Below are 11782 nucleotides of genomic sequence, written 5' to 3'. Positions count from 1 at the left end.
TTAAAGTGTCACTCCGGTTTTAAAAATCGAAATTTCCTTAAAACCACTTTCTTCGTGCCTTAACTTCTTGCCGCTTGAAACTTCAATAATATACTGAATAAATTCTTCGAGCAACTGATCCATTGTTTTGCCTTCGAGCAATTGTCCGGCGTTAAAATCGATCCAGTTTTTCTTTTTAGTAAACAATGCTGAGTTGGTCGAAATTTTCATGGTTGGCACAAAACTTCCAAACGGAGTTCCCCTTCCGGTAGTGAAAAGCACCAGCTGACAACCGCTGAATCCCAGTGCTGATGCGGCAACCAAATCGTTCCCCGGGGCTGATAATAAATTCAGTCCTTTCTCGCAAATTGGCTCTGCATATTTCAAAACATCGACAACCGTTGCTGTTCCACCCTTTTGAGTGCAACCCAGCGATTTATCTTCAAGTGTTGAAATACCTCCGTCTTTGTTGCCCGGCGATGGATTTTCGTAAACCGGCAAATTATGCTGTGTGTAATAATCCTTGAAATCGTTGATCAGGCTCACCGTTTTCTCAAAAGTTAATTGATCTTTTGCCCGCGCCATCAGAATTGTTTCTGCCCCAAACATTTCAGGAACCTCGGTTAAAACAGTTGTTCCGCCTTGTGCAATCAAAAAATCAGAAAAGACACCGACCAATGGATTGGCAGTAATTCCAGAGAAACCGTCGGAGCCACCACATTTCAAACCAACTTTCAATTCTGAAAGCGGAATTGCTTCGCGGCGATCGTTTTTCATGTGTTCGTAAATTTCCTTTAGGATTTCAACGCCGGCTTCAACTTCGTCTTCCACTTCCTGCGAAACCAGAAATTTGATTCGGTTAGCATCATATTCACCAATAAACTTTTTCAGGTGAGCGATTTGGTTATTTTCGCAACCCAACCCAAGAACCAGAACACCACCAGCATTCGGATGATTGATCAGCTGTGCCAACGCTTTCTGGGTATTCACATGGTCGTCGCCCAACTGCGAACAGCCGTAATTGTGTTTGAAAACCTCAATGGCATCCACGTTTTCAGGATTAACTTCCTTCTGAAACCGGTTGATAATTTGTTGCGCCTGACCGTTTACGCAGCCAACGGTTGGCACAATCCAAATTTCATTGCGGATTCCGGTATTTCCATTGCTACGGCGATATCCGTTAAACGTCAGATCGCGTTTTGCATAGCGGATTTCATTCAGCCTCTGGTTGAATGAATAGGTAATTGTTCCGGAAAGATTGGTTTTCAGGTTGTGCGTGTGAACATGATTTCCGATCAGAATTTCAGCAATAGCATGACCAATTGGCGCACCATATTTGATCACATCGGCATTGACTGCAATTGCTTGCAAGGCCACTTTATGACCAACCGGAATATCGTTTGAAAGAACGAACTGCTGATCATTAACAACCACTGTGTCACCAGCTTGTCCAATTTCAAGACAAACCGCCACATTATCGTTCGGATTAAGTTTTATAAATTTTGCCATTTTTTTTGTTGCGAGTTGCGGGATTCGTGTTGCGGGTACACCTGTAACCCGAAACTCGTAACCCGAAACAATTATTTATCCTATTTTCATCAACGGATTATTTTTGCTCAGAACGGCTTTCACCGCTTTTTTCATTCCAACCTGCTCGATCAGGAATAAATAGCAAGTTACAGAAATAGTGAGGTTGGGAACTTCGTTCAAGTCACGTTTCCAAACTTTTTCGAGTTTCAGTACTTTCTCAACCAACTTCTGGATCGAAATCGGACGTCCATCACATTCGGCCCAGGCTTCTTTGTAAAAATCAAGAATCCACTGGTCGTCCTGAATCGGGTAACTTTCGCCATCGGCTTCACCTTTGAAATAAGCGATCATGGCTGCCAGTGAAAATACCAGTTTTTGTGGCAACATCTGATGGGCATCGTAATAATTAAGCAGGGTTGGCAAGTTGCGGGTTTCCCATTTCGACATGGCATTCAGCGCGATACTCTGCCACAGGTGACGAATGTATGGATTCCGGAATCGTTCCAGAATTTTATGTGCAAACGACTGAAGCTCTTTTTCGGTGCCGTCTAAAACAGGCAGAACCTCGTCGTAAACCAGCTCTTTCATAAAATGACCAACCTCCAAATTTTCAAATGCTTCGCGAACTGTTTCAAGCCCACTTAGGTAAGAAACTGCATAACTTCCTGTGTGGCAACCATTCAGAACCTGAACTTTCTGCTCACGGAAACGTGTCATGTCTTTTACAAATTTCACGTCCAATCCAGCTTTCTCAGCCGGAAATTCTTTCTGTACCCATTCAGGAGCTTCAACCACCCAAAAATGAAAATACTCACCAACAACAACCAACTTATCTTCGTATCCGAGTTCTTTCTGAATTTCGTTAATTTCGTCCTTCGGAAAACCAGGTACAATTCGGTCGACCAATGTATTACAAAATGCGCACGACTGATTTACCCATTGCGCAAATTCATCGCCCAAATTCCAGTTTTGTGCATGTTGAAGCACATATTTTTTCAACGTATCGCCGTTTTTGTCGATCAGTTCGCAAGCAAAAAAGATCAAGCCTTTGTCGGCAGCGCCGTTAAATGCCTTGTAGCGGTTATAAAGTAAGGCGGCAACTTTCCCCGGAAACGATTTTTGCGGCTGCATATCCAACGTATCCGTTTCGTCCATAGCAATGCCAGCTTCAGTCGTATTCGAAAACACGAAACGAAGATCGGGATTGAGGTATGATTGCTCGTATTTGGCGTATTCCGTGTAAGGATTGATTCCCAAGTTTATACAATCAATGAGTGAATATTCTTTAACCGGTTGGCCATTTTTGATTCCCTTCAGATAAACATGATAAAGACCATCCTGAGCATTCAACATATTAGCCATTCCACCAGGCAGCGGTTGAACCACATCAATACCCGTATTAAAATCAATCTCCTTATTCATTTTATCAACAATCCAATCGGTAAAAGCACGTAAAAAATTTCCTTCACCAAACTGGAGAATACGAGTTGGATAAACTTTTGTCTGAGTTGCGTTTTTGCGATTTAATTCCATTTTGTCATCTATTTTAAAATTCACCGTGTGCGAACACGAATTGCCATAACCGAATTCCGTGTACGAACACGGATTATGCCGCAAATGTATATTTTTATTCTATTCGTGAAAATAAACTGATTTAAAAAACAACCTAATTAATTGATTTACAGAATATGCAGTTTTATTATTAATGATTATTTAATAAATATAATCCAGATCATTAATTTGAGCGGTAATAATTTCTATTTTTAAGCTGCAATCCCAACTGTTGATTAAAATAAATGTTAACCTGAAAAATTATCAGTTCAATATTTACGTTACAAAACATGATTGAAAAACAAATCTATGTGATAACCGGAGGCCCCGGATTTGGGAAAACCCTCATAGTCGAAGAACTAAGACAATTAGGCTACAACTGTTCCAAAGAGTTTGCGCGCGATTTGATTTTATCCGAACAAGAATCAGGAGGCGAGGTTCTTCCCTGGAAAAATCCAAAACTTTTTCAGCAAAACATTTTACAAAAACGGGTGGCTTTTTTCGATTCAGTACCCGCTGGCGCTTCTGCTTTCGCTGACCGTGGCATTCCTGATCAATTGGCATTTGCCCGCTACAGAGGATTTGGGACTCCTGAAATTTTAAGCGAATATTCTCAGAAATACAGATATGCACCACTGGTTTTTGTAACACCACCCTGGCCTGAAATTTTTGTGAACGACTCCATTCGCACTGAGACTTTTGAGGAAGCTTGCCGGATTCATGAAATTGTCGTTGAAACTTACATAAGCTTGAATTATCAGATAATTGAACTACCTTTATTACCTCTCAAACTACGAACAAAATACCTACTTGAAAACTTATTAAACTTTGAAAATGATGCAAATTAACAGACGTAATTTTCTAAGAAATGCCACCATTGGCGCTGTTGCGCTGACTGCAATCCCCGAAATTCTTTCAGCTTCAATGCAATTGGGCAAAAAGCGACAAAAAGGAATCCTTCCATCACTCAAAACTGGAGACGTGATACTGTTTCAGGGTGATTCAATCACCGATGCCGGTCGCGAACGAATGAAACAACAATCAAACTTATCCTCATCATTTGGAACCGGATATTCTTTTTTGGCAGCCTCCCGCATTCTGAATGAGAATCCTTTGAAAGATTTTTCAATTTTCAATCGGGGAATTAGTGGAAATAAAGTTTATCAATTGTCAGAACGCTGGCAGAGAGACTGTTTTGATCTGAATCCGGCATTGATTAGTATTCTGGTCGGAGTTAACGACTATTGGCACACCCTGGACGGAAAATACGACGGAACCGTAGAAAAATACGCACAAGACTACAAACAACTTTTGGTATTGACACGCAAAATGCTTCCTGAAGTAAAACTGGTTATTGGTGAGCCATTTGCAATCTTAGGTTCAACTGCTGTAACAGAAAAATGGTTCCCGGCTTTTGATGGCTATCGGGAAGCTGCGAAGAAACTTGCCGAAGAATTTAACGCTGTTTTCATTCCTTATCAAGCGATTTTTAACGAAGCGATTCTTCGTGCTCCAGCCAAATACTGGACTGCCGATGGAGTTCATCCAACTATGGCCGGGTGTTCGTTAATGGCTGAAGCCTGGCTGAATGCGGTAAAGTAAGAAGGAATGAGGAAAGTGTCATTGGTCATTAGAAAAGAGGAAAGAAACAACAAAGAGCATTTTTCCCTTTTTTCTAATGACCTTTTACTAAAAATAAACCAGGGCAGATAAATCTGCCCTGGAAAGGTACTACCGGGAATTGATTGATTATTTTCAGAGAACCGATAGCTTTTTTTGAATTATTGAAATTCAATCGTAGTATAAAACTATCAGAAGCTCGGTTTTAGTATTTCAACTCCCTCATTTTTTTATGAAAAGATACATTCCTTCTAATCTTTCGTACATGATTCAATAGTGAGTGATAATTTAACTCACATATTAGTATAACCTTTCTCCAGTTGCCGATTTCAGTTTATAAAGACTAACGGTATAATCGATTTTCGCTTTTAAAAGTTGAAGTTGGCTTTCCGAAACAGCGGTTGAGCCTTCAAGCAATTCAAGATTGGTAATCACGCCCGAATCGAAACGAACTTTGGCCAGCGAATAAGCTTGATTTGCCTGCCTCAGTTGCAGTTCGCCTTGTTCCACCTTTTTCTTCGACGCATTCACGTTGGCTTCACCCTCCACGACTTCATTCACAATTCCCCTGCGGGCGATTTCCGTTTCCTGGTCATTGGTCTGAATGGCAGATTGAGCCTGCACCTGATTGTACATCTTGCGTTTGCCATCAAAAATAGGAACTTTCACACCAAACCCAGCAACAAAATTGGCTTTCGGATCATACAAATAAGGCGTATATCCATTTTTTATTCCGCCTGAAAGAAAAGCGCTTACAATAGGTTTGTTCTGATAACTGGTAAGGTTGTAGCGCAATTGAGCCAGTTTAGCTTTTTCAGAAGCCAGCTTCATTTCGTCGCGATTTTCCATAGCGGAAGCAATCAATGCATCATTCTGCATACCGGGAAGCGAAACGCTCATTTCTATTTTCACTACCTCCTTAGTAGATTCAGGCTTTCCAAGTAACGAATTAAGCTGGCAAACCTGCACCTGACGGGCGGTTTCCAAATCGGTTTTCTGATTCTCGATGGTTGAAATCCGCACCTCGGTGGTCAAAATTTCATATTGCGTAGCCGATCCTGTTTCCTGTTTCTTTTTGATGTAATTCAGGTGTTCATTTAAGGTTTTAAGCTGCTCATCCTTAATTTTCAAAGCCTCCTGAAGGTAAACAAGTGTATAGAAGTTGGCAATTACAGCTTGCGAAAGTTTCTGTTTTACTTGTTCTATCGACTGAAGCGTCAATTCCTTGCCTTGTTTTTCAAACAAAACGCTTTTCTCTGTTTTTCCAAAGTCATAAATCGTTTGATTTACATTGACCGTAGCCGAATAATTATCGTGAGGCACAAAACTGAAGCTTCCCATATCAGGAATAGTGATGGTTGATATTGGCCCAATCCGTGAATAGGAAGAAGCAAAATCAACATTAGGCAGGTAATTCGATTCAGCCAAACCTATTTTTGCATCCGAAACATGGAGGTCTTCCATAGCCTTTTTAACCGCCGGATGATTTACAGTAACCTCCTGAATTATTGTATTTAGTGAAAGTGAATCACCGGGAGAAGACTGACCTTTTGCTGATCCAAGGATCAATATTCCAATTACCGGAAGAAAGAACCTGACGTATTTGTTTATTTTTAGAATCATAGAATTAAGATTTTGCAATTGATTTTCTATTTTTTGTTTTCATGATAATTACGGGAATCAGGCTCATAAAAGTGATAATGGCGGCAATCCAAAAATCGTCGTCAATACCGGCAATATAGGCTTGTTTCGAAACGTGCTGTATAATCATGTATTTACCTTGCTGGGCTGCGGTTGCCATATTACTGCCTACACTTTGCTGAGCAAAATGAGTTAAATTGGTTGCCACATTCTTAAACTCCTGGGATCCGGACTGAATAGCCTCACCAAAGGTTTGCATATGATAGTTAATTCGGGTAGTCAGCAATGTAGTGAACATGGCCACTCCCAAACTTCCACCTAACTGACGAATCGTATTGGTAATACCCGAAGCCTGCGCCATGTTGTCGCGTGAAATGGTTAGCAACATTAAATTGCTGAGTGGTGTAAAAATAATGCCCATGGCAAACCCGCGTAAATACAACGAGGACATTACAAAGCTATGTTCCGAAAGGTAGGTGAGTTGCGAATTCAGAAGAAAACTAATCCCCAAAGTAATTACGCCAATAATTATAGGCACTTTCGGATTAATTTTATCAGAAACCTTTCCTGCAATTGGCGACATCATTCCTTGGATAAATCCAACAGGAAGGAAAACGGCACCAGCCTGAACTGCTGTATAACCCATCGTGTTCTGAAGGTAAAGTGGCAACAAAAAAGTACTGCCAAACATTCCGATCACAAAAATCATCATGACCAGATTCCCCATTCCGAAGTTGTAATCACCAAGAAGTCGCAAATTGATCAACGGATGATCCGTTGTCAGCTCCCGGGTGATGAATACCGCAAAAGCAATCGCTGAAATGGCAAAGCAAACCAAAATATAAGGAGCGCTCCATCCTTCGGTATTGGTTGACGCACTTCCTTCGGATAAAGCATAAAGCAGCACCGGCAGAAATATGACAACCGAAACAAACCCTATGAGATCGAATTTACCAACTAGCTTGTTTATATATTCTTTCTGGATAACAATGGTGAAAACCATCGCTGCAATTCCGAACGGAATATTTACATCGAAAATAAGTTGCCAGCTAAAGTTATCGACCAGATAACCACCAATCAACGGGCCAAACGACACGGAAGCTGCAGCGGCAATAGCCCAAAAACCCAATGCCATACCGCGCTGCTGTGGCGGAAATTCGCGGGTAATGATTGCCATACCTAATGGCTGAATGGTTCCTGCACCAAGTCCTTGAACAATACGCGAAAGAATCAGTGAATTTTCGTCATTTGACATTCCGCAAAGCATAGACCCAAGCGTAAACATCAGCAAGCCCATGAAATACATTCGCTTATAACCAAACTTATCAGCCATCCACCCCGAAGTTGGCAGCATTACCGCCATCGAAAGCATATATGCAGTTATAACCCATTCAATTTTATCGATACCAACTCCGAACGAAGCCATAATCTTTGGCAGCCCCACGTTTACAATGGTACTGTCGAGAACCGCCATGAAAGTTCCCAACATGATATTGGCCAGCACAAACCACCGGTACCGGTCGTTCTGGGGATGATACCCCGAACTTCGGTTACGCAGCTTTTTTCGCAGCAAATGAGACGGTGTAATTCTTCTACTCATTATTATCGTATAATTTTAACTACAGCCGACATTCCGGATAAAATGCGGTAGTCTTCCAATTTTCTCCCTTCAGTAACACCATCAATCGAGATTTTTAACTGAACACGCTGAGTTACCTTGGTAAAGTTTCCTGAAGCATTACTGGCCGGAATCAGCGAAAACTGTGCGGCAGTATTTGAACCAAGAGTCAGAATTTTTCCGGTAAAAATTACGCCCGGATAAGTATCGAGCGTAAATAGTACAGCTTGCCCGACATGCAAATTTTCGAGTTTTGTTTCTTCCAAAAAGATGCTAATCCAAAGCTTGCTATCGTTAACAATCGTAAAAATAGATTGCCCAGGCTGTGCAATATCTCCGGGCATCAGCCAACGTTTCCCGATTACACCGTCGCTTGGTGCATAAAGTTTCGTATTATTCAACTGTGTACTTATCAGGTTGATTTGAGCCTGAGCGCTTTCAACGGCAGCCTGAGAACTTTGAATTTGAGTATTGGAGACATTAGCCATGGAATGGGCAGCTTCCAACTGAGCCTGCGCTGTTTCGAGCGTTTTCTTGGCATGGTCGAATTGTTCCTGCGTAATGACATTTCCGTTAAACTGAACTTTTGCCCGGTCAAAATCTTCCTGTGCTTTGTTAAGCGCAACTTCCAATACCTTATTATTTTTCAGATCGTATTGGTATTTTGCACGAGCCTGAAGGACTGATGCTTCGGCAAGTGTTTTTGCTGCAATCGTCTGGTTCTTTTGAGCAACCATATCGGCACTGTCGAGAACCGCCAGCAGCTGACCCTGTTTTACCGTTGTACCTTCTTCAGCAAACAACTGACTGATTCGCCCCAGCATTTTTGGACTGACAGCTACATTGTCTGACTCAACTTTTGCATCGTCGGTTTTGATGTACTTCGTATAATCAATGTACCAATATACGCCACCACCAAGCACTAAAGCAATAACCAAAATGAGCGGAATATATACCTTTCCGCTCTTCTCTTTTTTCGTCTGTTTATTTTCCATAAAATTTTCCTTTTATCTGTTTTAAAATTTTTACTCTTTTGATAAGATCGAAATCAGAATTTCTTTCATTTGTTGTGATGCAATTGCCAGAATGTCCTGTTCCTGATCACTAAGTTTCGAAAGTTTAATCTTCAAATTCTCACTGAGATCCTTTTTTATGCTATCAAACTCATCAACGCCCTTTTGGGTCAGCAGAATATTAACAATCCTCCGATCATTTGGGTCGCTCTGTCGTTCAACTAAATCTTCTTCAATAAGTTTATCAACAATCACCGTAACATGCGGCTTGGGCATCGACAAACATTTGCCAATATCCGACATCGATTGAGTTCCATTCCTTTTTAAGCTTCCCAGTACAAACATTCCGCCCGGAGTAATCGGCGATTGATGTTTCAATGGTTTCGAAATACTTTTATACAAAAGCGGGTGAATTGAAATCAGGTTATCTGCAATCAGGTCAATTTTTAATGTAGTCATCTGAAATATTCTCGTTTGATAATGGTTACAAAAATATAACTATTACTTTTTACAATCATTACCCGGAATATTTATTTAGTCAGGAGAATTCAAAACTTAACATGGATTTCATAAATTCCGAAAAACTGAAATCGAAAAAGCTCACATTTGGAAATTCTAATTCCGAAAAGAGTTCCGGAAGGTTTGGGGATTAATAGTTATTTGTTTCCGTTTACAGCACTTTTCATTCCGATTAAATCGAGTACTACAGAATAAGCTTCGCCAACATAAATATCCTTTTGGATTGAATCTTTAAACTTGGCGTTTAGTTCCATCGACAAACTATCGGTCTGCAATTCTTTTATTCTGAAAGAAGTATTTTCAACTGTAAACTGCTTATTATCAGAAGAATTAATCTTTTCAATTTCTGATGTCAGCTGTTTGCGTTTTTCCGCGTCATCTTTGTATTGCGTAAGATTGAGTGGAACCTTATTCTTATTGATCATCAAGGCCTTCATCGAGCGATTAAATGCATTGACCTGACTGAATTTCTCGCTTTTCAGTATTAGACTTTGGCTCAGTAATGCCAGAGAATCCATTGGCAATTTAGTCATTGGGCAAAATTTTACGGATGACCTGACCGAATCGTTTTCAAAAGCATAGGGCAAGGCCGATTCCCGCACAATGAAGCTATCCCAAATATCAGGTAATTTGATATCAGGCACAACTCCAATTTTTTGATAACTTTTACCAGTTACCCGAAAAAGTCTGGCAGTTGTAATTTTTACAAAATCAGTAATTTCATGAGTTTGATTAATCGAAAAACCTTGCCGTGTCCGCATTTTTTGCCCCACCGGAAAAACAAGCTGTTCCGAAGCTTTACCAAAGGTATTTGTTCCAACAATTACAGCCCGGTTATAATCCTGCAAGTTCGCTGCCAATAATTCGGAAGCTGATGCACTTGAGCCGTTTACAAGTACCGCCACTGGTCCGTCGTACCATTTGATGGCATTTGACTTTCCAAGAATAATTTGTCCACCATCTTTGTTTCGGCGGATTGCAAATGGGCTATTTCCGGTAAAATAGGCTGCAATTTCAATCGCCTCACCTTCAGATCCACCCGGGTTATTTCTTAAATCAACGATCAATCCACCAATACCACTTTCTTTTAGTTTGACCATTTCCTTCAGGAAGTCGATTGAACAGCCAGTATTTCCATAGCGACCAAATTCAGTATAAAAAGCAGAAAACCAGATATAACCAACGGGCTTTTCACCATTCAGGATAAACCCGACAGTTTGATTCTCTTTGGTGTCGAATTTTCCTTTCGAAAGCTCAACTTTCGATATCGAACCATTGATTTTTCGAATAGTCATCTCAATCCAATCCCCATTCAGGGTTCTAAATATGTTATCGATCTCATCGATACTGGCATACGTAAGTTCAGTCTCCTCCTGATCGGGGATTTTTATTTTCAGGATCACATCTCCTTTTTCAATCTTTTTTGAAAACCACAATGGACTCCCGGGTAAAATGCGTGAAATGATAACTTCATCATTCAGATTAGTTCCCAGTTCAAACCCAAATGCATAATTTTCCTTTGATAACGAAGATTCGAACTTTTCCTTATCGTTGTCGGAAAAATAATTAGAATGCGGGTCGTAACACGAGGTAATGCTGTTAAAGTAACTATTCATCACAAAGTTTTCAATTCCGCCAGAGCAATTCATCAATTGATTAATCCAACGTTTCTCCCTGATTCTGTTTTTCTTAGCTAACAAAGATCCGTTTGCATAAAGGCTGTCCGGAATAATAGAACTATTGGCTAAAATGCTGTCGTTTCCTGAATACATCAAACTCTTTAACATTCCTTGCCTGACCCATTTTCCCCAACGCGCTTCCAATTCGGAGTTGTTTTTGGGACGTTTCGTAACATGATCAGGTTCCAAAATCAGCGAATCTTTCTCTGTCAACTTCAGGGAAGACCTGAAGCTATGATCAACAATAGAATCGGCCAATACGAGTTGTTGCCTGTATTTATCGGTAAGAAGTGTCAAAAACTCAGCAATTAACACCGAATTGTTGGTACATAATGAATCGCGGTAAGGTTTAAAACCTGAAATTGTTTCATCGGTAAAAAACAGATCATACGGATCAATCGCTTTCATCAAACTTTCAAAAATACGATTTGAAAGCGCGCTGTTTCGTTTGGGTGGGTTATAGTGATAAGTTTCAAGCATCTGAAAAAGTGATTGGGCAGTTTTAATTTTATCACTACTTTCCTGAGCAAATAGGCTTGAAGTAAGAAGAAGAAATGCCAGTATAATTTTGACGGTTTTTCCTGCCATTGCAATTGTTTTCCATGTTTATTTATCATACCCTATTTCAAAGA

Annotated in this window: 9 protein-coding genes; 2 read left to right on the top strand and 7 right to left on the bottom strand. The window is 40.4% G+C overall.

The window, feature by feature from the left end; genetic code table 11:
- Positions 1 to 1488 (bottom strand): UxaA family hydrolase, encoded by a 1488-nt coding sequence (locus AQPE_RS17345; protein ID WP_318347757.1) that lies wholly within the window; start codon positions 1486 to 1488, stop codon positions 1 to 3.
- 75 nt (positions 1489 to 1563) lie between these two features.
- Complete coding sequence (locus AQPE_RS17340) at positions 1564 to 3042, bottom strand: tagaturonate reductase (protein WP_318347756.1); 1479 nt, start codon at positions 3040 to 3042, stop codon at positions 1564 to 1566.
- Positions 3043 to 3350: 308 nt separating this feature from the next.
- Between AQPE_RS17340 and AQPE_RS17335 the strand changes: the two genes are divergently transcribed.
- The gene (locus AQPE_RS17335) at positions 3351 to 3908 is read left to right on the top strand and encodes an AAA family ATPase (RefSeq protein WP_318347755.1); all 558 of its coding nucleotides are present in this window, start codon (positions 3351 to 3353) and stop codon (positions 3906 to 3908) included.
- On the top strand, positions 3895 to 4662 hold the full coding sequence (locus AQPE_RS17330; RefSeq protein WP_318347754.1) for an SGNH/GDSL hydrolase family protein: 768 nt from the start codon (positions 3895 to 3897) through the stop codon (positions 4660 to 4662). Before AQPE_RS17335 ends, AQPE_RS17330 begins: the two co-directional genes overlap by 14 nt.
- Positions 4663 to 4980: 318 nt before the next feature.
- Here AQPE_RS17330 and AQPE_RS17325 read toward each other — a convergent pair whose 3' ends face one another.
- The 5 genes from AQPE_RS17325 to AQPE_RS17305 all read right to left on the bottom strand — a co-directional run bounded on the left by AQPE_RS17325 (position 4981) and on the right by AQPE_RS17305 (position 11738).
- Positions 4981 to 6303, bottom strand: coding sequence for a TolC family protein (locus AQPE_RS17325; RefSeq protein ID WP_318347753.1), 1323 nt, complete (start codon positions 6301 to 6303; stop codon positions 4981 to 4983).
- Between the two features lie 4 nt (positions 6304 to 6307).
- The gene (locus tag AQPE_RS17320) at positions 6308 to 7921 is read right to left on the bottom strand and encodes a DHA2 family efflux MFS transporter permease subunit (RefSeq protein ID WP_318347752.1); all 1614 of its coding nucleotides are present in this window, start codon (positions 7919 to 7921) and stop codon (positions 6308 to 6310) included.
- A 2-nt stretch (positions 7922 to 7923) separates the two neighbouring features.
- Positions 7924 to 8934 carry an HlyD family secretion protein gene (locus AQPE_RS17315; protein ID WP_318347751.1) on the bottom strand — a complete coding sequence of 337 codons (1011 nt, stop codon included), beginning with the start codon at positions 8932 to 8934 and terminating at the stop codon, positions 7924 to 7926.
- Positions 8935 to 8964: 30 nt separating this feature from the next.
- Positions 8965 to 9411, bottom strand: a complete 447-nt coding sequence (locus AQPE_RS17310; RefSeq protein ID WP_318347750.1) for a MarR family winged helix-turn-helix transcriptional regulator — start codon at positions 9409 to 9411, stop codon at positions 8965 to 8967.
- A 197-nt stretch (positions 9412 to 9608) separates the two neighbouring features.
- Positions 9609 to 11738, bottom strand: coding sequence for a carboxy terminal-processing peptidase (locus AQPE_RS17305; RefSeq protein ID WP_318347749.1), 2130 nt, complete (start codon positions 11736 to 11738; stop codon positions 9609 to 9611).
- Positions 11739 to 11782 lie beyond the last annotated feature (44 nt).

It is taken from the genome of Aquipluma nitroreducens (assembly GCF_009689585.1).
In the GTDB taxonomy this organism is placed as follows: Bacteria; Bacteroidota; Bacteroidia; order Bacteroidales; family Prolixibacteraceae; genus Aquipluma; species Aquipluma nitroreducens.
The sequence above is the reverse complement of the archived record's forward strand: the minus strand, read 5'-3'. Positions and strand labels throughout refer to the sequence as shown.

What these genes read in the sequence shown, in the direction of transcription:
- AQPE_RS17345 (WP_318347757.1), bottom strand. Translation starts at nt 1,488, where the DNA reads ATGGCAAAATTTATAAAACTTAATCCGAACGATAATGTGGCGGTTTGT.
- AQPE_RS17340 (WP_318347756.1), bottom strand. Translation starts at nt 3,042, where the DNA reads ATGGAATTAAATCGCAAAAACGCAACTCAGACAAAAGTTTATCCAACT.
- AQPE_RS17335 (WP_318347755.1), top strand. Translation starts at nt 3,351, where the DNA reads ATGATTGAAAAACAAATCTATGTGATAACCGGAGGCCCCGGATTTGGG.
- AQPE_RS17330 (WP_318347754.1), top strand. Translation starts at nt 3,895, where the DNA reads ATGATGCAAATTAACAGACGTAATTTTCTAAGAAATGCCACCATTGGC.
- AQPE_RS17325 (WP_318347753.1), bottom strand. Translation starts at nt 6,303, where the DNA reads ATGATTCTAAAAATAAACAAATACGTCAGGTTCTTTCTTCCGGTAATT.
- AQPE_RS17320 (WP_318347752.1), bottom strand. Translation starts at nt 7,921, where the DNA reads ATGAGTAGAAGAATTACACCGTCTCATTTGCTGCGAAAAAAGCTGCGT.
- AQPE_RS17315 (WP_318347751.1), bottom strand. Translation starts at nt 8,934, where the DNA reads ATGGAAAATAAACAGACGAAAAAAGAGAAGAGCGGAAAGGTATATATT.
- AQPE_RS17310 (WP_318347750.1), bottom strand. Translation starts at nt 9,411, where the DNA reads ATGACTACATTAAAAATTGACCTGATTGCAGATAACCTGATTTCAATT.
- AQPE_RS17305 (WP_318347749.1), bottom strand. Translation starts at nt 11,738, where the DNA reads ATGGCAGGAAAAACCGTCAAAATTATACTGGCATTTCTTCTTCTTACT.